Below are 21,696 nucleotides of genomic sequence, written 5' to 3'. Positions count from 1 at the left end.
ATAATGAATATATCTTGACGGGGCGGTGATGACGCTCCGAGACTGACCGCCATGCGACAGGCAGACTCAAGTGCGATCCACGCCCGGCGGCGCCTGCGCCCGGCCGGGATCGCCTTCGGCGGCGACTACAACCCCGAGCAGTGGCCCGAGGAGGTGTGGGCCGAGGACGTCGCGCTGATGAAGGAGGCGGGCGTCTCCCTGGTGACGGCCGGGATCTTCTCCTGGGCGAAGGTGGAGCCGAGGCCGGGCGAGTACGACTTCGGCTGGTTCGACCGGGTCATGGACCAGCTCGCCGGAGCGGGCGTGGCCGTGTGCCTTGCCACCATGACGGCGTCCCCGCCCCCGTGGCTGTCCCGGCTGCACCCCGAGATCCTCCCCGAGACCGCCGACGGCCGGCGCGTGTGGCCCGGCGGACGCCAGCACTACTGCCCCTCCAGCCGGGTCCACCGCGAACACGCCGCGCGCCTGGTCGAGCGGCTGGCCACCCGGTACGCCGACCACCCGGCGCTGGAGATGTGGCACATCGGCAACGAGTACGGCTGCCACACCCCGATGTGCTGGTGCGACGAGTCGGCCGCCGACTTCCGGCGCTGGCTGGCCGAGCGGTACGGCGACGTCGAGGCGCTCAACGACGCCTGGTCGACGGCCTTCTGGGCACAGCGCTACGACAGTTTCGACGAGGTGCTGCCACCCCGGCTCGCGCCGACCTTCCCCAACCCCGCCCAGCAGCTCGACTTCGCCCGGTTCTCCGACGACGCGCTGCTCCAGTGCTACCTGGCGGAGAAGGAGGTGCTGCGGCGGATCACCCCGGACGTGCCGGTCACGACGAACTTCATCGGCGTGCACAAGCCCGTCGACGCCTTCCGCTGGGCCGCCGAGGAGGACGTCGTGTCGGTCGACGTCTACCAGGACCCGCACGACGACGGCACGCACATCGCGGCCGGGTTCATCTTCGACGTCACCCGCTCCGCGCGCGCCGGGCAGCCGTGGATGCTGATGGAGCAGGCCCCGAGCGCGGTCAACTGGCGTGACCGCAACGGGCCCAAGCCGCCCGGGCGGATGCGGCTGTGGAGCTGGCAGGCGGTCGCCCAGGGCGCGGACGCGGTGCTGTACTTCCAGTGGCGGCAGTCCCGGGGCGGCGCCGAGAAGTACCACTCGGCGATGGTCCCGCACGGCGGCACCGACACCCGCACCTTCCGTGAAGTGAGCGAGCTGGGCCGCGAGTTAGCCGCCGTGCCGCAGATCGCCGGCACCCGGTCCACCGCCGGGGTCGCCCTCGTACTGGACTGGAACAGCTGGTGGGCGCTGGAGCTGGACTCGCACCCGTCGACGGCGCTGAACCAGATGGAGATCGCGCTCGCCCACTACCGGCCGCTGTTCGAAGCCGGTGTCGCCTGCGACGTCGTACCCCCGACCGCGACCTGTCCGGCTACCGCCTCGTGGTCGTGCCCAACCTGTACCTGCTGAAGGAGCCGGACGCCGAACGCCTCACCGAGTTCGTGCGCGGTGGCGGCCATCTGCTGGTGTCGTTCTTCTCCGGCATCGTCGACGACTGCGACCGGGTGCACCTGGGCGGGTACCCCGCGCCCCTGCGCGAGGTACTGGGCCTGCGCGTCGAGGAGTTCTGGCCGCTCGCGGAGAACGAGACGGTGGACGTCCGGCACGCGGACGGCACGGTCAGCCGCGCCGACCTGTGGTCGGAGGTCGTCGTGTCCGAGGGCGCCCAGGCGGTGGCGGACTTCGGTTCCGGGCCGCTGGCCGGGCAACCGGCCGTCACCCGGCACTCCTTCGGCGAGGGAAGCGCGTGGTACGTCGCGACACGTCTCGCACCGGAGGCCATGCGAGCGCTGACGGAGGACGTGTGCCGTGCGGCGTCCGCCGGACCCGTGCTGCCCGGGCTGCCCGAGCACGTCCAGGCGACCGTGCGCGAGGGCGACGGCGGACGGTTCCTCTTCCTGCTGAACCACGGCCGGGACGCGGCCGAGGTCCAGCTCCCCGAGCCGATGACCGATGCCTTGATCCAGGGGTCGACTCCCGCGGACCGCCTCACGCTGCCCGCGGCCGGAGTGGCCGTACTGGTCGAGCCCTAGACGAACCGAGCTCCAGAACAAAGGGACGTACATGAACAGCTCACCACCCTCGCGGAGGTCTGTGCTGCGGTGGGGTGCCGGGGCGGCCGGGGCACTGGCCGCGCCTGCGGCGCTCACCGCCTGCGGCCAGACCGTCGGAGCCGCCCGCACCACCAGACAGGCACCCACCCGCCGCGGTCAGAAGGTCAAGCTCGTCTTCTGGACCTGGGTGCCGATGCAGAAGACCGTCGACCTGTGGAACCGGACCCACCCGGACATCCAGGTCGAGATGCAGACCATCCCGCAGAACGTGACGGGTGGCTACCAGAAGATGCACGCCTCGCTGACGGCCGGGAACCCTCCCGACCTGGCCCAGGTCGAGTACCACGAGCTTCCCGGCTTCATGCTGGTCAACGGCCTGACGAACCTGAGCGAGTACGGTGCCGACGAGCTGCGCGACAGCTATGTGCCGTGGCAGTGGAAGCAGGGCGTCTTCGACGGCCGGGTCTACACCATCCCGCAGGCGTCCGGCCCGATGGGACTCTTCTACCGCCGGGACCTCTTCGCGAAGTGGGGCATCGAAACCCCCGCCACCTGGGCCGAGTTCGAGAAGGCGGCCCGCGCGGTCAAGGCCCGCGGCAACGGGGCCAGGCTGTGCGCGTTCGCACCCAACCAGCCCAGCTGGTTCGCCGCCATGTGCTGGCAGCGCGGCGCACGGTGGGTGCGCACCGAGGGTGACACCTGGGTCGTCGACATGAACGACGATCTCTCCCGCGAGGTCGCGGAGTACTGGGAGCGGATGGTCCGCGACGACCTCGTCTTCGTCGAGCCCGACATGTCCAACGCCTGGTACAAGCATGTCCAGACCGGCCAGATCTCCGCCTGGGTCGGTCCGCAGTGGGGCGACGCCCTGCTGCGCGGCAACGCACCGGGCACCGCGGGGAAGTGGCGGGTCGCCCTGCTGCCCCAGTGGCAGGAAGGACAGAAGGCCTCCGCCAACTGGGGCGGATCGTCCACCGCGATCCTCCAGGGCACCCGGCACCCGCGCGAGGCCCTGCGGTTCGCGCACTGGATCAACACCGACCGCCGGGCCGTCGACCTGAACGTCTCCGTCGGCTACGGCTGGCCCGCTGCAGCCGGCGTCTTCCGCGGATCGGCGCTCGACAAGCCCGACCCGTTCTTCGGCGGGCAGCGCTACAACGACGTGTTCACGGAGTCCGACCGGGCGATCGACACCTCCTGGAAGTGGTCGCCCACCACGGACGCCGACTTCGCCCAGCTCCAGGACGCCTTCGGCGCCGCCATCGACGGAGCAGGCAGCCTCGCCGGTGCGCTGGCCGACGCCCAGAACAGCACCGTGGACAACCTGAAGGCGAAGGGCCTGAAGGCAAGGAGCGCGCGATGAGTACCGCCATCGACCGGACGAAGAAGTCCCCGCCGGCCGGCCGGCGCTCGGCTCGCCCCGACCGGGCGGCATGGGGGTTCCTGCTCCCCTTCGTCGCTCTCTTCCTGTTCACCTTCGTCCTCCCCCTCGGCTACGCGGTCTACCAGAGCCTGCTGACACCGGTGCGTTCCGGCGCTCTGGGCCTGGGCCCGGCCACCCTCGGCTTCGCCGGACCGGACAACTACGCCCTCGCCCTGCAGCAGTCGGCCTTCCTGGAGAGCTTCGCGCGGGTGCTGCTCTTCGGCGTGGTGCAGATCCCGGTGATGCTGCTGCTGGCCACCACGCTGGCACTGGCCCTCGACACGCTCTCCCACCGCTGGGCGGGCATCCTGCGTGCCGCCTACTTCCTGCCGTACGGCGTCCCCGGCGTCATCGCCTCGATCCTGTGGGGCTTCCTGTACGTGCCGGGCGTCAGCCCGATCACCGATCTGCTCGGCAGGATCGGGCTCGCGCCCGACTTCCTCGGCTACGACACCGCACTGTGGTCCATCGCCAACATCGTGATCTGGGAGTTCGCCGGTTACAACATGCTGGTGATCGTCGCCCAGCTCAAGGCGATCCCCCAGGAGCTCTACGAGGCCGCCCGCATCGACGGGGCCGGTGCGTGGCAGACGGCGATCCGGATCAAGCTGCCGCTCGCCCGGCCGGCCCTGGTGCTCACCGGCGTGTTCTCCATCATCGGAACGCTGCAGTTGTTCGCCGAACCGCTGGTCATCAAGCCGCTGACCCCGGCGGTCACCAACTCGTACACACCGAACCTGAGCGCGTACAACGAGGCGTTCGCCAACAACAACATCTACCTCGCCGCGGCCGAGTCGGTGATCCTCGCCCTGGTGGCGAGCGTGCTGTCCTTCGGCTTCCTCAGCCTGGTGAACCGCAGGGAAGGAAGGGATGCACGGTGAGCGTGTCCGCACCCCACACCGAGGAACCGACAGCCGCCTCCGCCCACGGTCCACAGGGGGCCGGGCGAGGCCCCGACAGCGGTCCGCGCCGTCGCGTGCAGCCCTCGCGCATCCTGCTGGTGGCCCTGCTGACCGTCGCGGCGCTCTACTTCCTGCTGCCCGTCTACTGGCTGGTGGTGGCCTCCACCAAGAGCAGCGGCGACCTCTTCGGCACCTTCGGACTGTGGTTCTCCGACCCGCGGTGGCTGGACAACCTGTCGGAGGTCTTCTCCTATGGCGACGGCATCTTCTGGAGCTGGACCTTCAACAGCGTCCTGTACGCGGGGGTGGGCGGGGCGCTGGCCACTCTGCTCGCGGGCGCCGCCGGGTACGCCCTCGCCGTGTACCGCTTCCGCGGCCGGGAGGCGGTCTTCAAGGCCGTACTCGCCGGTGTGCTGCTCCCCAGTACCGCGCTCGCTCTGCCGCTGTACCTGCTGTTCAGCAAGGTGGGCCTGGCCAACACGTACTGGGCGGTGCTGATTCCCAGCATCGTCAGCCCGTTCGGGGTGTATCTGTGCCGGATCTACGCGGAGGCCGCGGTACCGGCCGAGATGCTGGAGGCGGCCCGCGTGGACGGCGCGGGCGAGTGGCGGATCTTCGGCACCCTGGTGCTGCGCACCATGACACCCGCGCTCGTCACCGTGTTCCTCTTCCAGTTCGTCGGCATCTGGAACAACTACTTCCTGCCGCTGGTCATGCTTTCGGACGAACGCAAGTACCCGATCACCCTGGGCCTGACGACCTGGCAGGCGGCGGCCAACCGCATTCCCGAGCTCAACCAGCTCACGGTGGGCGGCGCGTTCCTCTCGGTCCTCCCGCTGGCCGCCGCGATGCTCGTACTGCAGCGCTACTGGCGATCCGGTCTGACCCAGGGCAGCGTCAAGGGCTGAGGGGCGGGGCGCTCGCTCCTGGTCCGGCCGCCTTGCGGAACGCCTCGTGGACCAGCTTGGGCCGCTCCTCGGCGAAGGTGAGCAGGCCCATGACCGAGATGCCGTTGTAGGACTGGTTGTACCCGGCCCGCTGCTTGTAGTCCTTGAGGACCCAGTAGGTGAACCCGGCGACGAACTCGCCGCGTTCGACGACCTGCGTCCAGTGGGCGGTGAAGCGGGCCGCCTGCCACTCCTCCGTACCCTCCGTGGTGTCGGGGCCGTGATTGCGGGCCAGGGACCAGGTGCCGTTCTCGGTGATCAGGATCGGCTTGCCGGGATACTTCGCGTGCACCGCGTCCAGGGTGGGGCCGAGGTCGGCGTCCTTGCCGTAGAAGTAGCCGAAGTACTCGTTGAAGCCGATGACGTCCGCGATGTCGAAGGCGGGGTCGTCGCTGGTGTTCGAAGCCCAGGTCACCGGACGGGCGGTGAGGTCGACCGCCTTCACGGCCGCCTTGAGATCGGCGAGCCAGGCCCGGTAGACCGGCGCGCCGCCGGCGTCGATCTCCGACTCGTTCTGGAGCCCCCAGAGGATCACCGACGGGTGGTTGTGCTGGTTCCACGCCATGGTCAGGGCCAGAGCCCGGGCCAGACCGTAGCGTTCGGTCTGGAGCTTCTCCTGGGCGGTGTTGAGCCACATGGTGTCGATGTCGTCCATGACCATGACGCCGTGCTCGTCCGCCCAGTCGTAGACGTACGGGTGGCGGTTGTAGACGCAGTTGCGGATGAAGTTGGCGCCCAGGTCGGTGATGTGGCCGAGTTCCCGGTCGTACTCGGCGCGCGTCATCGCCCTGCCGTGTGCGGCCGTCTCCTCGTGCCAATTGAGGCCCTTGAGGAAGAGGGGCTTGCCGTTCAGCCGCAACTGCGCGTGCTGGATGGCCAGTTCACGTACGCCGTAGACGGTGGACAGCGTGTCCACCCGCGGCCCCGGGGTCCTGCCGGCGGTCAGGGTGGCGCGGGCGGTGAGCGTATGCGGCGTTGCCGGGCTCCACTTGGGCGCGTCGGGCACGCGGACCGGGACGCGGACGACGCCGGCCGATCGGGCGGGGACCCGGGCCGGTACCGAGGTGGGCCGGCCGCCGCTCCCCCGGCCGGGGTCCAGGGTGAGCCGGCCGTCGAAGTCAACGGCCCCGTGGTTCTCGACGACGGCGTGCGCCTCGACGCGTCCGTTCGCGGCGGCCACGAGCAGTTTGGCGATGGTGACCTGTGGGACCGCCTCGATCCAGGCCGACCGGGTCAGGCCCGCGTAGGGCCAGTAGTCGACGGGCTTGTACGGGATCTCGTGGTCGTCGGTGACCGGCTGCGGAGTCGGGGCCGTGTAGTCGGTGTAGCTCGCGCGGCGGAAGACCCGTACGGCGATCGTCTGGCGCTTACCGGGCCGGAGCGCCCCCGCCACCGGCAGCGCGAAGGGCGAGTTGGCGCCCTCGTGCTTGCCGAGACGCACGCCGTCGAGCCAGACCTCGGCGCTGTAGCCGACGGCCAGGAAGGCGATGCGCACGTGCCGGGCACGCCAGGATCCGGGGACGTCGACGACGGTGCGGTACCAGGCGTAGCCGTCGGCGAACGCCGTGCCCTTGCCGAAGGGGCTGTCCTCCGAGCCGAATCCGGGCGTGTCCAGCAGGTCCCAGGCCGACGGTACGTCGATGAGGCCCCACGACCGGTCGTCGAGGTCCGGGGACTGCCAGCCGTCGCCGAGCCCCTGATTGCCGGGGTCGAAGCGGAAACGCCATTTCCGGTCCAGGGACAGGTACTCGCGGGTGGGTTCCCGGGTGCGCCAGCCGTCGAAGGCGGGGAGCACGGCGCCGTACTGGAAGACGACATGGGTGCCGCCGACCTCGCGCACATGAGTGCCGGAGGGTTCGGTGGCCGGGTGGGTGTCGAGCACCGGGCCGTCCGCGGTTCGTGCCGGGCCGTCCGCGGCTCGTGCCGCGTCCGGCCAGGCCGGCAGAGCTGTGAAGCCGGCCGCGCCGAGTGCCGTGACGACGGTACGCCGGGACAGGTGGAGGGGTTCGGTCATGGCAGAAGCCTGGGGAGCCGCCCCCACCCTGTCAAGGATTATTCATAAATAATGAATTGTGAGCTAGCGTGGCCTCATGACCACGCAGCAGCAAGCGACGACGGGTGAGCCCACGGGCCGGCTCGCCATCACCCTGTGGGACTTCAGCTGGTACACCCAGGCGGGTCCCGGCGAGCCTTTCGCCGACCTCGACCGGGCCTTTGCCGAGACGGTGGAGCGGGGCTTCAACACCGTGCGCGTCTGCGCCATGCCCTTCCTGCTGTTCTCCGGGCGGGTCCAGGCCCCGGAATCGACGCAGGTCCAGGGACTGGGCGGCGAGTTCGGGCAGCGCACCCGCTGGTACAACGTGCGCGGCGGCTATCCGCTGGACGGCCGCAGGCGGCTCGTCGAGCTGTTCGAGGCGGCCGCCCGCCACGACTGCAAGGTGATCGTGTCCTCGTGGGAGTACCAGCAGTCCCCCAGCTTCGCCGACACCGACACCTGGCACCGCGCCCTGGCCGCGGTTCCCGGCCCGGACCGGGCGGAGGTGGTGGCCGAGGCCCTCGCCGACCTGCTGGACTTCCTCACCGAGCGCGGTCTCGCCGACCGCGTCGCCTACGTCGAAGTACACAACGAGGTCGACAACTGCTCCCTGGTACCGGACGACGGCGTCACCCACTACGCCCGGCTGCGCGGCCCCCTCGACCGTGCCGTGAAGCTGCTGCGGTCGCGCCACCCCGCCGTCCCCGTCACCTACTCGCTCGGTGAGCCCTGGCCGGACGAGCTCGACGACCTGCCGGAGCAGGCGCAGATCGCGCACTTCCACTTCTACGTCTACGGCGTGCTCGGCGCGCTGTACCGGGCGGTGGGACTCGGCCACGGCACGGAACCGGCGCCCCGGACGGCCGCGTGGCCCACTCCCGAACTGGCCGGCATGCTGCGCCCCGACGCGCCCGCCTTCGCCGACCACCGGCCCGACGAACCCTGGCGGCTGGCGGCCACCGGAATCCCGCGCGAACTCTTCTACGCGCACGACTGGGTCGACCCCGACCGCTGGGACCTGTGGCTCTACGAGAACTACGCGGCACACCGGCAGGCCATGCGGGAGACCCTGGCCGGGTGGGTCGACTCCGTCGCCGGCTTCGCCCGGCGCCGCGGCATCCCCGCCGTGCTCGGGGAAGGGGTGGTGGGCTACACCCCTCTCCTGACGCGCTTCGAGGAGGACGCCGTCGGCAAGGACATCGCCGAGTTCGTGGTCGACCGCTGCCTCGCGGCGGGTTTCCACGGTGTCGTCCTGACGTCCAACGCCGCACCCCACCACCCCATGTGGCACACCGACGGGGACTGGATGCGGCGGATGAACGCCCGGATCACCGGCGGCCGACCCGGCGCCGCCGTCCAGACGGTCACCGGTGAGGATCAGGCGTAGCGGTTCAGGTCGTGGAAGAAACCCGGGACGGGCGTCACCAGGCCACGGCGGGTCGCCTCGCTGTAGACGTGCGCGCCCACGGCCAGGTCGAGCACGCCGAGTCCGAACGGCGAGAAGACCACCGGGCGGTCGGCGCGGATCTCGGCCTTCTCCTCCAGCACGTCGTAGAGGGTGCCGTCGATGAACGACCGGTCTCCCGTGGCCTGTTCGGCGAGGTGGGGTGAGGTCTGCGCCTTCAGGCAGTGTTCGACGTCGTCCACGATGTTGGTGGCGGACAGGATGATCTCCGGTGAGAGGTCCCGCAGGGAGATGTGAAGCACCGTCGGATTGTGCGCGAACCAGTCCACGTCCTTGATGTGGGGTTCTGCCGCCGTGGTGGCGAAGACGACCAGCTCGGAGGCGCGGACGGCGGTCTCGGCGTCGTCCAGGACGTTCACGGTGCCGCGGTGTCCCGTGCCCGAGACGTAGTCGGCGAAACTGCGGGCGTATTCCGGCGCGTGGTCGTAGATGTTGACGGTGTCGAAGTCCCAGCCGGTGCCGGACAGGTACCGGTGGATATAGCGGGCGATCAGTCCGGTGCCGACGAAGGTGACGCGACGCGGGCGCTCCCGGCCGGCGTGCAGCCGGTCCGCGGCGAGCGCGGCGGACGCCGCGGTGCGCGTGGCGCTGATGATGGAACTCTCCAGGCACGCGAACGGGTAGCCGGTGTCGTGGTCATTGAGGATCAGGACAGCCGATGCACGGGGCAGCCCGGAGGCGATGTTGGCCGGGAAGCTGGAGATCCACTTGATGCCGTCCACTGCGAACTCGGCGCCCAGGGACGCGGGCAGCGCGATGATGCGGGAGTCCGGCCGGTCCGGGAAGCGAAGGAAGTAGCTGGGCGGATTGACGGTCTGCTGCCGGCCGTGGGCCGTGTAGGCCCGGGCGACGAGGTCGACGACCTCCTGCTCACGGCCGACGAGGACGTCGTGCACGGTGGCACCGCTGACGACGGAGAAGGGAGGGACACTGGACACAGCGGTTTGGCTCCTCGAAGAGAACGGAAAACGAACGGGGTGGTCGGGGCGGGGCTCAGTCCCCCGCGGTCGGCTCCTGCTCGGCGGTCTTGGGCGTGCCGTCCTCGGCACGCACCCGGCCCTCCCACACCGCCAGGGCGACGGTTGCTGCCAGCGTGGCGAAGAACAGGCCGCTCTGGTACGGCAGTCGGTGCAGGGCCAGGGCCAGCACGCCGCCCATCAGGCCGGCTGCCACCGCGCGCTTGCTGGTGAAGCAGGAGACGACCAGGCCGATGTACGTGGCATAGATCGCGAAGTCGAGTCCCAGGCCGTCGATGGCTGTGACGTCCTTGCCGAACACGTAGCCGACCAGCGTGCTCGAGAGCCAGCCGGCGTACATCAGGACCGACGCGGCCAGGACGTACCAGTGCTCCTGGCCCCGCCGGTCGTCGGTGGCGTCCTCGTACCGCTTGGCGGCCAGCACGTAGATCGCGTCGATCATGCCGTAGGCCAGTACGGCCCGCCACAGCGTCGGCAGATGCCGGACCTTCGCCGACAGGGCGGCCGAGTAGAACACGTGCCGCATGTTCACGACCAGGCAGGTCGCGACGACGAGGAACCAGGCGGTGCCGGACGCCATGAGGCCCGTGGCGATCATCTGGGCGGAGCCGCCGTTGACGAGGGCGCTCATCAGCATGGTGTCGAGCAGGCTGAGGTCGGCCTGCTGTCCGACAGCGCCGAACAGCAGCCCGAAGGGCAGGGCACCGAGCGCGAGGGGGGTCGCGTCGCGGAGTCCGGTGCGGATCTCCCGCCCGCGGCTCACCGGCCGGGCGGGGGTGGAGGATGTGCTCATGGTGGACTCCGTCACAGCAGGAACTTGGCCAGGGCGAACGCGGCGACGGCGGAGGCGAAGACCAGGAAGAAGTTGTCCTTCTTGAAGACGCCGACTCCGAACCCGGCCAGCGCGCCCACCAGATAGGGCGAGAGCCAGCCGGGGCCGTCGTCCGGGGCCGGGGCGAGGACGACGGACGGCACGATGATCGCCATCAGGACGGCGGGCATCACGTAGGGCAGGGCCCGCTCGACGCCGCCCGGTAGCCGCTCCGGCTTGAGCGGTCCGAAGAAGCAGAAGCGCAGGGCGAATGTCACGACGCCCATGAGCACGATGGTCACGGTGGCCACAGGGTCACATCCCCAGGCCCGCGCGGAGGGCGGCGGCGATCCGCTCGGGGCGGGTCGCGTTGAGGTAGTGGCCGCCGTCGGCGCCGACATCGACGCGTACGGCGTCGCTGAACAGCTCCCAGTTGCGTGCCGTCTCCTCGTGGCCCCGCGCCAGCGGGTCGTCCTCGGCCAGCAGGACGGTGAGCGGGCAGTCGAGACGGCTCGCGGGCAGCGTGGACAGGGCCTGGTGGAAGGCGCGCGTGGCCTGGGCCGTGTCGTACTGGAAGGCGCGGGCCAGGTCCGTGCGCTCCTTGGCCCCGAGGCCCGCGATGTCCTGCAGGCCGGTGTTGTCCACCAGCCAGGCCAGGATCTCCTCCTCCGACATGTCGACCACCTCGTTCGAGGCGTGCGCGGAAGGGTCCACGGACTTCAGGAGCTTGGCGACCACGAACAGTCCTCGCACGTCCACCTGGCGCTCGCGCAGCCGGGGCACGGTGGCGAGGCCGAGCGCGGATCCGGCGCAGTGGCCCAGCAGCAGGACGGGGGTGCCCGCCGAGCGCTGTATCTCCTCGGCGAGTTGTTCCGCGAGCTGTTCCACCGGGACGGGAGCGGCACTGTCGTCGCGGGTGCGTCCGGGCAGTTCCACTCCGAGCACCCGGATCGGAGCCCCTGCCTGGGCGAGTTCCCTGGCGAGGGCGACATAGCTGACCGCGCTGCCTCCCGCGAAGGGCACACACACCACGGTCGCCCGCGGCCGGGCGCCCGCGCCGCCCGCGGCCGCGGTGAGGTCGACCAGGAGGTCGCGCCGGGTGCCGGCCCGCCGCACGAGCCCTCGCGCCAGCTGCCGTGCCGTGGGGCGGGCGAGCAGGTCCCGCAGCGAGACACGGCCCTCGGTGGCCGCCGCGACCTTCATCGCGGCCAGTGAGTGGCCGCCGATCTCGAAGAAGTTGTCGGTGACGCCGACGGTCTCCGGGTCGTGGCCCAGCACCTCGGCGAACAGGTCCCGTACCAGCCGCTCGTCCTCGTCCTCCGGGGGCACCACATCGGTGCGGCCGACGGCGTCCAGATCGTGGCGGGCGAGGGCCTTGCGGTCGACCTTGCCGTTCCCGGTGAGCGGGAACTCCGTCATGCGCACCAGGAGCTCGGGGTGCATGTAGGCAGGCAGCGAAGCCGACAGACCGGCGTGGAACGTTGGCAGGTCGGGTTCTGCCGTACCGCAGTAGAACGCCACGAGCCGCTTCTCGCCGTGCAGTTCCCGGGCCAGGGTGACAGCGCCGTCCACTCCGGTCAGCCGTTCCAGGGCGCTGTCGATCTCGGACAGCTCGATGCGGTGGCCGCGCACCTTGACCTGGTGGTCGACGCGGCCCGCGCAGTCCAGGCTGCCGTCGGGCAGCCAGCGCCCCACGTCGCCGGTGCGGTACATGACCTGCGACCGGTCATCGAGGGTGTTGGCGACGAAGACCGCTGCGGTGCGCTCCTCGTCGTTCACGTAGCCGAGTCCCACACCCGCACCGGTCACACAGATCTCGCCGTAAGCGCCGATGGGACGCGGCGTGTCATCGAAGCCCACGACATGGATGCCGGTGTTGACGACCGGCCGTCCGACGGGGGTCCGGGTGTCCTGCACCGGGTGCTCGATGACGTGGTGTGTGACGTCGTCGGACGCCTCTGTGGGGCCGTAGGCGTTGACGAGCGGGACGTCGTACCGCGCGAACCATCGGCGTGTCAGGGCGGGCGGCAGGGGCTCGCCCGTCACCATGTTGAACCGCAGGTCGGGCAGGCCGACCGGGCGCTGCTCGACCTCGGTGAGCAGCGCGTCCAGGTAGGAGGGCACGACTTCGAGGATGGTGATGCCGTCCTCGCGCAGTGCCGCGAGGAACGTGCCCGCCTCGACGATCTCGTCCTGCCCGTAGATCACGGTGCTGCCGCCGCACATCCAGGCGACGAGCAACTGCCACACCGAGATGTCGAAGCACTGGGTGGCGATCTGCGCCACCCGGTCGGACTCGGCGAGCTTGAGGTCGAGTTCCTTGGCCAGCAGGTGGTTCAGCATGCCCGAGTGGCGGATCATCGCGCCCTTGGGCTCACCGGTGGAACCGGAGGTGAAGATGATGTAGGCGAGGTCGTCCGGCGCCGGCCGGCCGGCGGGTGCGGCCGGAGTGACCGAGGCGGCCTGCTCATAGGCGAGGACCTCGACGCCGTCGAGCCGTTCGTCCAGCGCGCTCTGCAGACGGGCGGCATCCTGGTCGGCCGCGACGACATGGCGGCAGCCACTGCGGCGGAGCACGGAGGCGACGCGTTCGGCGGGATGGGCGCGCTCCTGCGGCAGATACACGGCGCCGCTCTTCAGCAGGGCGAGGACGGTCACCGCCCAGGCCGTGCCACGCGGCAGCATGGTCGTCACCACGTCACCGGCGCGCACACCCCGCCCGGCGAGGAAGGCGCAGAACCGGTCGGACTCCTCGTCCAGCTGGGCGTAGGTCAGGCCCTGCTCGCCATGCCGCACGGCGACGGCGTCGGGGGTGCGCCGGACCGAAGCGGCGAACGCGTCGACGAAGGTGCCATCGGGCAGCTCCGTCCGGGGCCCGCCACCGAACTCCCGCAGCAGGGCCTGCTCCTCCGCGCTCATCAGTGAGGTCGCGCGGAGCGGCTGGCCGGGCTCGTTCGCCAGCAGGGTGAGGGCCTTGGTGTAGTAGCTCGCCATGCGTGCCGTCTGGGCCGCGTCGAGGACGTCCGGGTGGTAGTGGATGCTCAGCAGCACCTCGTCGGAGACCGCGTCCTGGGAGAACTCGGCACGGAAGGGGAATTCCGTCTGGGCATTGACGACGGAGCGGACCAGAGCGAACCCGTCGCGCTCCCCCAGGCTCTTCAGCACGTGGAAGTGGGTGAAGTTGAAGACCGTTTCGAAGAGCATGTCCCGACTGCCGACCGCGCGCTTGATCTCCGCCATGGGGAAGCGGCGGTGCGGCAGCATGTCGCTCTCCGCCTCGTACGCCGAACGCGCCAGGTCGGCCCAGGTGCCGTCGTCGGGCAGACGCAGCCGGAACGGCACGGTGTTGAGGAACAGGCCGGGGACGGTCTCGCCGCCCTCCGTCTCCGGGCGTCCGGAGTGCTCGTAGCCGGTCAGGACGTCGTTCGTGCCGGCGACGAAACCGAGCACCGCGGTGTGCGCGGCGAGCAGCAGCGACTTGACCGGAAGGCGCAGCTGGTGGGCACGCTCGATCAACCGCGCGGACAGCCCCTCGGGGAGGCCGACGTCATGGATGACGACCTCGGGAAGGTCCTCGCCCGGCGGGGTCTGGGCCCGGTGGCGCGGCAGCTGGGTACTCTGTGCGTCCGTCATCAGGTCCAGCCAGAAGGCACGCTGCTCACCGGAGTCCAGTGCCTGTCGCTCCAGAGAGATGAAGTCGCGGTAGGACACGTCGTACGTGGGAGCCTCGGGCTCGCGGCCGTCGAGCAGGGCGAAGTAGGCGGTGAAGAGGTCGCGGTGGATGGTGTTGACGCTCCAGCCGTCGAGGGCGGCGTCGTGGTAGCTGAGTGAGTACTGGAACTCCTCGGGTCCCAGCAGGTGCAGGTGAACGCGGACCAGGTCGGGGGTGCCGTCGCCGAAGCCGGCGCGCAGCTCCTGCCGCGAGAAGTCTTCCAGGGCTGCCCGGCGTTCGGCGGCGGAGAGCGCGCGCAGGTCGTGCACAGTGAGCGGGGGCGGGACCTGGGCGTGCACGACCTGAATCGGCTCGCTGAACCCGTGCAGGTGGAACGAGGTGCGGAACACCGCATGAAGGCCCGCGACATGGGCGACGGCCCGCTCGAACAGGCCGACGTCGACGCTCTCGCCGATGGGGTAGCTGAGGATGTCGTGGTAGAGGCCTTCGGCGTCGCTGCGGGCGGCCTCGTAGATCAGGCCGATCTGCAACTGGGACATCGGGTAGGCGTCGACCGAACCCGGTGGCAGGGCCGCACGGTCCGCCGGGGAGAGCAGCGCGAACGGCTCGACCGGGATCGGGGCCTCGCTTCCGGCCCCGGCGGCTTCACCGGTCTCGGCGACGCCGGCGAGTTCACCCACGGTGGGGTGGGCGAACAGGTCCTGGAAGGAGAACCGCAGACCGGCGGCACGAGCCCGGGCCAGGACACCGATGAACTTGATCGAGTCGCCACCGAGGGCGAAGAAGTTGTCGTGGACGCCGACCGTCTCCAGGCCGAGGACCTCGCTCCAGATGGCGGCGAGCGCCTGCTCGGTGGTGGTGCGCGGCGCCACGACGGGAGCAGCGGCGTCCGAGCCGGTGCCCGTGGCCGTGGGCCGCGGCAGCGCCTTGAGGTCGCGCTTGCCGTTGTGGTTGGTCGGGATGGCGTCGATCTCGACGATGTGCTGCGGAACCATGTACGACGGCAGTTCCGCGGCGAGGTGCCGGCGCAGCGCGTCGGTGTCGAAGCCGACTGCGGCGACCACGTAGGCGGCCAGGGATTTCTCCCCGGAGGTGTCCTCCACAGCGGTGACGGCGCAGGAATTGACGCCGGGGCAGAGGCCCGCGACGTGCTCGATCTCGCCCAGCTCGATGCGGTATCCGCGGATCTTGACCTGGGTGTCGATGCGGCCGAGGTACTCGATCGTCCCGTCGGACAGCCGGCGCGCCAGGTCACCCGTGCGGTAGATACGGCCGGTCGGCTCGAACGGGTGGAGTGGGAAACGCTCCTCGGTCAGCTCCGGTGCGTTGAGGTAGCCGCGCGCCAGACCCACTCCGGCGATGCACAGCTCGCCCGGGGTGCCCAGTGGGGCGTGTGCCCCGTAGCGCGTAAGGACGTAGAGACGGATGTTGTCGATGGGGCGCCCGATGGGGATCGACCGGGTGCTGTCCACCGTGTCGCACGGCTGGTGGGTGACATCGACGGCGGCCTCGGTGGGGCCGTACAGGTTCACCAGCCGGGCATGGGCGCCGATGACCTTCTGGAAGAGTTCGGCGTGCGCGACGGCGAGCGCCTCACCGCTGGCGAAGACCCGGCGCACGCTGCCCAAACGGCCTTCGGTGCCGGTCGCCGAGACGTACTGGAGGAACGCGTTGAGCATGGGCGGCACGAAGTGCAGCGTGGTCACACCGGCCGTGGCGATGCGCTCCACGATCCGCTCCGGGTTCTTCTCCTCGCCGCCCGGCAGGGTGACCACGGAGGCGCCCGCGAGGGACCACCAGAAGATCTCCCAGACGGAGACGTCGAAGGTGAAGGGCGTCTTGTGCAGGACGACGTCGTCGCCGCCCAGCGGATAGGCCCGCTGCATCCACCAGAGGCGGTTCACGATGGCGCGGTGTTCGACCATGACGCCCTTCGGCCTGCCCGTGGAGCCGGACGTGTAGATCACGTACGCCAGGTCGTCGGGCCCGCTGAGGGGTTCGAGATCATCCGCGTCGACGGTGTCGTCGTAGGCGGCCGTCACCTCGACCGTCCCGCGGCCGGTGACGACCTCGCGGGTCTCGTCCGTGGTCACCACCAGGGCGGTTCCGCTGTGGTCGAGGATGTAGTCGACGCGGTTGCGCGGCAGGGTCGGGTCGACCGGCAGATAGGCGCCGCCCGCCTTGAGGATCGCGTAGATCGCGACCAGCATGTTCTTGGAGCGCGGCACGCACACGCCCACGACGGTGCCGGCCTGTACGCCGCGAGAGCGCAGCACACGGGCGAGGCGGTTGGCGGCCGCGTTCAGCTCGCCGTAGGTCGTTCCGTCGTCGGCGACGGCGATCGCCGACGGGTCGCCGCAGGACCGCTCCTCCAGGAAGCTGTGCAGCGTCCGGGTGTCGGGGAACGGCGCGGCGGTGTCGTTGAACTCTCCGGTGATCGCGGCGATTTCGGCCTCGTCGGCCGCGAGCTGTGGCCCGAGAGGGGCGGCGGGGTCGGCGAGCAACACGGCGTACAGCTCGGCGTAGGTGTCGGCGAGCCGCTGGGCGGTGCCGGAGCTGAACAGCCGGGGGTCGGCGTGCACGGCGACCGTGTCGGCCCGCACATCGAACAGGACCGGGCAGCCCGCCTGTTCGGCGTGGTCCGGCGTGAGCTGGGAATCCAGCGTCAGCATCATGTCGCTCGGTTGCTGCTGCTCGTGCCGCAGGAGCGCCTGTACGGGGATGTCGAGGTGCGCGGCCGCCTCCAGGTAGCGCGCCCGCAGCTCGGTGAGCAGGCCGCGGCCGGTCTGATCGGCCGCGACCGGAACCGAGAGCGGGACGGCTGTGTCCGCGACCGGAACGAAGACGGTCACGTCCTGCCGGTCGGTGGCGCGGGCGGCCAGCAGCGCGAGCACCGCGCCGGCCAGCACACGCTGCAGCATCGGGTCGCCGCCGGTGAGCTTGCCGGCGGCCGCGACCGCCGCGGGCGGAATCGCGGCCTGCGCCCGTGGGCCGGCCTCCGGGTGCCGGCACAGATGGTCCCGGACCAGAACGGTCGGTTCGGTCCACGCCTGCCGCTGTGCCCGCCAGTACGCGGCCTGCCCGGGGTGGGCGCGCAGCGCCTGCTGAAGTGCGATGACGTTACTCATGTAGCGGTCCCTAGAAAGCGAAGTCGGTGGCAGGTGCGGTGAGCGCGCCCGTCGGCGGCGCGGCGGGCCCGGACGCCGGCGGGAACACGGAAAGGCCGGGGCGGTGCAGTACCTCGTCGAGGGCGGCCACGACCTGCTCCAGCAGTGACTGAGCCGACTGCCGCGTGAACAGAGCGGTTGAGTACTCGAGTTCGAGGCGCAGCCCCTGCGGGCGCTGGTACGCCTGCAGGTTGAGGTCGAAGCGGCTGGTGCCGGGATGCAACAGCGAGACCGTGACGCGACGCCCGTGCTTGCGGAAGACGTGAAAGTCGATGTTCTGGAGTGCGAAGAAGGCGTCGAAGAGCGCGTTGCGGCTCAGGTCCCGCTGGGGCGCCACCTGTTCGACCAGCCGGTCGAACGGATAGACCTGGTGGGTCAGTCCGCTGCGGTGCTCACGGCCGGCCTGGGCCAGCAGGTCGCCCAGAGTCGCGCCGTCGTCGATCTGCAGGCGCAGCGCAACCGTGTTGACGAACATGCCGATCACACGGTCCAGATCGGGATGCACCCGCCCGCTCATCGGACAACCGACGACAATGTCGCGTTGTCCGCTGAGCCGGGCCAGTACGGCGGCGTAGGCGATCAGCAGGACGGAGAAGTCGGTGACCGAGTGAGCGGCTGCGCACCGACGCACCGCGTCCTGACACTCCGTCCCCAGCTCGTGCCGCACCACGGCACCCCGGGTGCTGCGGATGGCCGGGCGCGGGTGGTCCGTCGGCAGGTCCAGGGGCGGCGGGGCGTCCCGGAACCGCTCCAGCCAGTACGCACCGTCCCGCGCGAACCGTCCGGTCTCCAGCTCCCCGTCCAGCCACCGGCCGACCGCGGCGTAGGTGGTGGCCGGTTCCTCGGGCCGGACGCCGACGTAGAGGTCGAGGAGTTCGTCGACCAGGAGAGCGAGCGACACCCCGTCGAAGACGATGTGGTGAACGTCCAGGTAAAGGCGGTCGTCACCATCCTCGTCCGGCACGAGCAGAGCCCGTAGCAGCGGGCCGTTCCCCAGGTCGAAGGGGCGGACGAACCGGGCGACTACCTCCTCGTCCGTGCGCGCCCGGGAACCGGACAGGACCTCGAGCGGCACGTTCACCGCGTCCTGGACGACCTGCCGCACCTGGGGCCTGCCCTGAGCGTCCACCTCGGTGACGAAGTGCGTCCGCAGAGCGTCATGACGTCCCGCCAGCTGCCGCAGGGCGGTCCGCAGCTGCTCCGGGTCCAGGTGCCCGCTCACGTCCAGACGCGCCGGGACGTTGTACGCGAGCGACTCCTCGTCGACCTGCCACAGGGCGTACAGGCCGCGCTGCTGAGGATGCAGGGGCAGGTCATCGCCGGCCGGTATCTCCGCGATGGGGGCGAAGCCCTGGGGCTCGCCCTCCGCCACGCTGCGGGCCATGCCGCGCAGCGTGCGCGTGGCGAACAGCTCCTGGAAGCTCAGCACCACCCCCAGCTCGCGCCCGATCCTGCCGATGAGGGCTCCGGCGGTGATGGATGTCCCGCCCAGCTCGAAGAAGTCACTGTCCGGGCCGATCAGCTCGGGTTCGCGGTGCAGCACCTGCGCCCAGAGGGCGGCCAGCTTCTCCTCGTCGGGGCTCAGCAGCCCGGAAGGGGGGCGTACGGAGGCAGCCGGAGCGGGCAGCCGGGCGGTGTCCACCTTGCCGTTGGCATTGAGCGGCAACCGGGGGATCCGCACGATCCGCTCCGGGCACATGTACGAGGGCAGACGGCGCCTCAGCTCGCTGAGCACGCCGTCCTCGTCGCCCTCCGTGACGACGTAGCCGATCAGCTTCTTTCCCGTAGCGGAGTCCTGGACGGCGGTGTGCGCGTCGCGTACGCCCGGGACGTCAAGGAGGGCACTGTTGACCTCCTTCACCTCCACCCGGTGGCCGCGGATCTTCACCTGGTCGTCGCTGCGGCCGTGGAACGACAGCACGCCCGTGGAGTCCGCGCTGACCAGGTCGCCGGTGCGGTAGCAGCGCTCGCCGTCGAGCGTGAGGAAAGCTTTCGCCGTCGCCTCGGGGTTGTGCAGGTAGCCGCGCGCCAGCCCCAGGCCTCCGGTGAACAGCTCGCCGATCTGTCCGGTCGGCACCGGACGCAGGTCGCCGTCGAGAACGCGGGTGGTGGTCCCGGCGATCGGGCGGCCGATGGGAATGGCCGACTCGTAGGGGCGCTCGACAGGAAAGACGGTCGTGAAGGTGGTGTTCTCGGTGGGGCCGTAGCCATTGAGCAGCCGCAGGCCCGGGCAGGCCTGGAGCACCCGGTTCACGTGGGGGCAGGAAAGGGCGTCGCCCCCCACCAGGAGGGTGCGGAGGCCCTCGAACAGCGTGACGTCCTCGTCGACGAGCTGGTTGAACAGCGGTGCGGTCAGCCAGAGGACCGTCGCCTGCGCCTGCTTCAGTGCCCGCTTCAGACGCTGCGGGACGACCAGTGTCTCCTGGTCGACGATGTGCAGGACGGCCCCGTTCAGGAGCGCGCCCCAGATCTCGAAGGTCGACGCGTCGAACTCCAGGGCCCCGGTCAGCAGGAAACGCTCGTCCGGTGAGAACGCGAAGTAGTCGGTGTCCTTGACCAGGCGCACCACCCCTCGGTGTTCCACCATGACGCCCTTGGGGCGCCCGGTGCTGCCGGAGGTGTACATCACGTACGCGAGGGCGTCCGCGGGGACGGCCTGCGGCAGTTCGCCGTCCGCCGGCCGGGCGTCGTGGGCGAACAGGTCCGGGAGCGTGCACAGAACGGTGCCCTCCGGGAGGGTTCCGCGCATGACCTCGGCGGCCTCGGGGGCGCACACCACCAGGGGTGGACGCGCATCGCCGAGCACACGCTCGAGCCGCTCGGCGGGGAAGTCCGGGTTCACGGGGAGGTAGGCGCCGCCTGCCAGGACGATCCCGAGCATGCAGACCACAGCGTCCGCGGACCGCGGGAACGCCATGCCGACAAGGGTCTCGGGACCGACCCCGAGCCCCCGCAGGCGAGCTGCCACACGACGTGCCTCCTCGCGCAGCTCCCGGTAGGTCAGCCGGTCGTCGCCGAAGACGACCGCTGTGCTGTCCGGCGACAGCTGTGCCTGCTTCTCGAACAGCCCGATGAGGTTGTGCTGTTCGGCCATCAGATGCCTCCCTGGCCGTCTGTCACCGGTAGCGCCACCTGGCGGCGAGTGATCTGTGCGGTGCCGCCACCCAGATCGAACCGGTCCTTGACCCATTCGTCGTCGTAGATGGAATCCAGGTATCGTTCACCGAGATCCGGGGAAATCGCGACGACCGGCATATCGGCCCGTTCCATGGATAATCGATGCATCATTCCCGCGAGTACGGTTCCCGTGGATCCGCCGAAGAGATAACCGCGCCCCGCCATGGTCCGGCACATGCGGATGGTGTCCACTTCCGGAACCATGATGATCTCGTCGATGACGCTTTCATCGACGATCTCCGGGCGTCGGCCCGTTCCGAGCCCCGGAATATGTCTGGGGCCGGGCGGTCCACCGAACGTCACGGAACCGACGCTGTCGACGGCGATTATCTTGGCCGGATGCCCGACCTGCTTCAGATACCGTGCGCACCCGGTGAGCGTGCCGGTCGTGCCGGCTCCGATGAACACCATCTCCGCGTCGGGGCAGGCCCTCGCGATCGACGGGCCGGTGGTCTTGTAGTGGGCGAGCCAATTGCTGTCGTTGGCGTACTGGTTGAGCCACAGCACGTCCGGTTCGCGGGCGCAGAGGTCGGCGACATACCGCAGGCGGGCCCCGAGCAGGCCTTCGACAGGATCTGGCTCCTCGATGACGACGACATCGGCCCCGTACACCCGCATGAGACGGAGGTTGCGTTCGTTGCAGCGGTTGTCGGTGACACAGGTGAAGTCGTAACCACGATCTGCGGAGATCATGGCGAGTGCCACACCGAGGCTGCCCGAGGACGACTCGACGATGCGGCCACCCGGCTGCAGAAGCGCGGACCGCTCCGCGGCATCAACCATCTCGGCCGCGGCCTTGATCTTCACGGAACCGGTGAGATTGAGACCCTCGCACTTCAGATGCACCCGCCGGCCAAGGGACTGCGAGAGGTCGAGGTAGATACCGTCCGGAATGTATTCCGACGGCGAAGCTATTAATCGAAAATCAGCGGGAATTCGGGCAGTGCGATCCCGCGACACCCCATGAATTGTTCCTGTCATCACTTTCCGATCCAACCGCACCACGGA

At 70.2% G+C, this 21,696-nt stretch carries 11 protein-coding genes and 1 pseudogene; 5 read left to right on the top strand and 7 right to left on the bottom strand.

Going from position 1 to position 21,696, the window contains the following annotated elements:
* Window positions 1–51 precede the first annotated feature (51 nt).
* From ACH4G3_RS17005 to ACH4G3_RS16990, 4 genes and pseudogenes are all read left to right on the top strand, one after another.
* Window positions 52–2,090: pseudogene (locus ACH4G3_RS17005) on the top strand (beta-galactosidase).
* Window positions 2,091–2,121: 31 nt separating this feature from the next.
* Complete coding sequence (locus tag ACH4G3_RS17000; protein WP_397625210.1) at window positions 2,122–3,474, top strand: ABC transporter substrate-binding protein; 1,353 nt, start codon at window positions 2,122–2,124, stop codon at window positions 3,472–3,474.
* On the top strand, window positions 3,471–4,415 hold the full coding sequence (locus ACH4G3_RS16995; protein WP_397625209.1) for a carbohydrate ABC transporter permease: 945 nt from the start codon (window positions 3,471–3,473) through the stop codon (window positions 4,413–4,415). Before ACH4G3_RS17000 ends, ACH4G3_RS16995 begins: the two co-directional genes overlap by 4 nt.
* Window positions 4,412–5,344, top strand: coding sequence for a carbohydrate ABC transporter permease (locus ACH4G3_RS16990; protein WP_397625208.1), 933 nt, complete (start codon window positions 4,412–4,414; stop codon window positions 5,342–5,344). Before ACH4G3_RS16995 ends, ACH4G3_RS16990 begins: the two co-directional genes overlap by 4 nt.
* On the opposite strand, the gene ACH4G3_RS16985 is transcribed toward ACH4G3_RS16990, so the two are convergent.
* Window positions 5,334–7,397: a glycoside hydrolase family 2 protein gene (locus tag ACH4G3_RS16985; RefSeq protein WP_397625207.1), complete on the bottom strand. Its 2,064-nt coding sequence runs from the start codon at window positions 7,395–7,397 to the stop codon at window positions 5,334–5,336. The genes ACH4G3_RS16990 and ACH4G3_RS16985 overlap by 11 nt on opposite strands.
* 76 nt (window positions 7,398–7,473) lie before the next feature.
* On the opposite strand from ACH4G3_RS16985, the gene ACH4G3_RS16980 reads away from it, so the two are divergent.
* Window positions 7,474–8,805, top strand: a complete 1,332-nt coding sequence (locus tag ACH4G3_RS16980) for a cellulase-like family protein (protein WP_397625206.1) — start codon at window positions 7,474–7,476, stop codon at window positions 8,803–8,805.
* Here ACH4G3_RS16980 and sbnB read toward each other — a convergent pair.
* The 6 genes from sbnB to sbnA are packed head-to-tail and all read right to left on the bottom strand — an operon-like array spanning window position 8,796 to window position 21,669.
* Complete coding sequence (sbnB, locus tag ACH4G3_RS16975) at window positions 8,796–9,821, bottom strand: 2,3-diaminopropionate biosynthesis protein SbnB (protein WP_397625205.1); 1,026 nt, start codon at window positions 9,819–9,821, stop codon at window positions 8,796–8,798. The genes ACH4G3_RS16980 and sbnB overlap by 10 nt on opposite strands.
* 55 nt (window positions 9,822–9,876) lie before the next feature.
* A complete protein-coding gene (locus ACH4G3_RS16970) occupies window positions 9,877–10,653 on the bottom strand; it encodes an AzlC family ABC transporter permease (RefSeq protein ID WP_397625204.1) in 777 nt (258 codons plus the stop codon).
* An 11-nt stretch (window positions 10,654–10,664) separates the two neighbouring features.
* On the bottom strand, window positions 10,665–11,072 hold the full coding sequence (locus ACH4G3_RS16965; protein ID WP_397625203.1) for an AzlD domain-containing protein: 408 nt from the start codon (window positions 11,070–11,072) through the stop codon (window positions 10,665–10,667).
* A complete protein-coding gene (locus tag ACH4G3_RS16960) occupies window positions 10,987–17,472 on the bottom strand; it encodes an amino acid adenylation domain-containing protein (protein WP_397625202.1) in 6,486 nt (2,161 codons plus the stop codon). The genes ACH4G3_RS16965 and ACH4G3_RS16960 overlap by 86 nt, the downstream gene beginning before the upstream one ends.
* 10 nt (window positions 17,473–17,482) lie before the next feature.
* On the bottom strand, window positions 17,483–20,605 hold the full coding sequence (locus ACH4G3_RS16955; protein WP_397625201.1) for an amino acid adenylation domain-containing protein: 3,123 nt from the start codon (window positions 20,603–20,605) through the stop codon (window positions 17,483–17,485).
* Window positions 20,605–21,669 carry a 2,3-diaminopropionate biosynthesis protein SbnA gene (sbnA, locus tag ACH4G3_RS16950; RefSeq protein ID WP_397625506.1) on the bottom strand — a complete coding sequence of 355 codons (1,065 nt, stop codon included), beginning with the start codon at window positions 21,667–21,669 and terminating at the stop codon, window positions 20,605–20,607. Before sbnA ends, ACH4G3_RS16955 begins: the two co-directional genes overlap by 1 nt.
* Window positions 21,670–21,696 lie beyond the last annotated feature (27 nt).

Origin of the sequence: Streptomyces afghaniensis (assembly GCF_044327915.1) — a bacterium.
Lineage (GTDB): Bacteria > Actinomycetota > Actinomycetes > Streptomycetales > Streptomycetaceae > Streptomyces > Streptomyces afghaniensis.
The sequence above is the reverse complement of the archived record's forward strand: the minus strand, read 5'-3'. Positions and strand labels throughout refer to the sequence as shown.

Excerpts from the sequence above, each read along its gene's own strand:
- ACH4G3_RS17000 (WP_397625210.1), top strand. The coding sequence starts at position 2,122 with ATGAACAGCTCACCACCCTCGCGGAGGTCTGTGCTGCGGTGGGGTGCC.
- ACH4G3_RS16995 (WP_397625209.1), top strand. The coding sequence starts at position 3,471 with ATGAGTACCGCCATCGACCGGACGAAGAAGTCCCCGCCGGCCGGCCGG.
- ACH4G3_RS16985 (WP_397625207.1), bottom strand. The coding sequence starts at position 7,397 with ATGACCGAACCCCTCCACCTGTCCCGGCGTACCGTCGTCACGGCACTC.
- ACH4G3_RS16980 (WP_397625206.1), top strand. The coding sequence starts at position 7,474 with ATGACCACGCAGCAGCAAGCGACGACGGGTGAGCCCACGGGCCGGCTC.
- ACH4G3_RS16970 (WP_397625204.1), bottom strand. The coding sequence starts at position 10,653 with ATGAGCACATCCTCCACCCCCGCCCGGCCGGTGAGCCGCGGGCGGGAG.
- ACH4G3_RS16965 (WP_397625203.1), bottom strand. The coding sequence starts at position 11,072 with ATGTCGGCGCCGACGGCGGCCACTACCTCAACGCGACCCGCCCCGAGC.
- ACH4G3_RS16960 (WP_397625202.1), bottom strand. The coding sequence starts at position 17,472 with ATGAGTAACGTCATCGCACTTCAGCAGGCGCTGCGCGCCCACCCCGGG.
- ACH4G3_RS16955 (WP_397625201.1), bottom strand. The coding sequence starts at position 20,605 with ATGGCCGAACAGCACAACCTCATCGGGCTGTTCGAGAAGCAGGCACAG.
- sbnA (WP_397625506.1), bottom strand. The coding sequence starts at position 21,669 with ATGACAGGAACAATTCATGGGGTGTCGCGGGATCGCACTGCCCGAATT.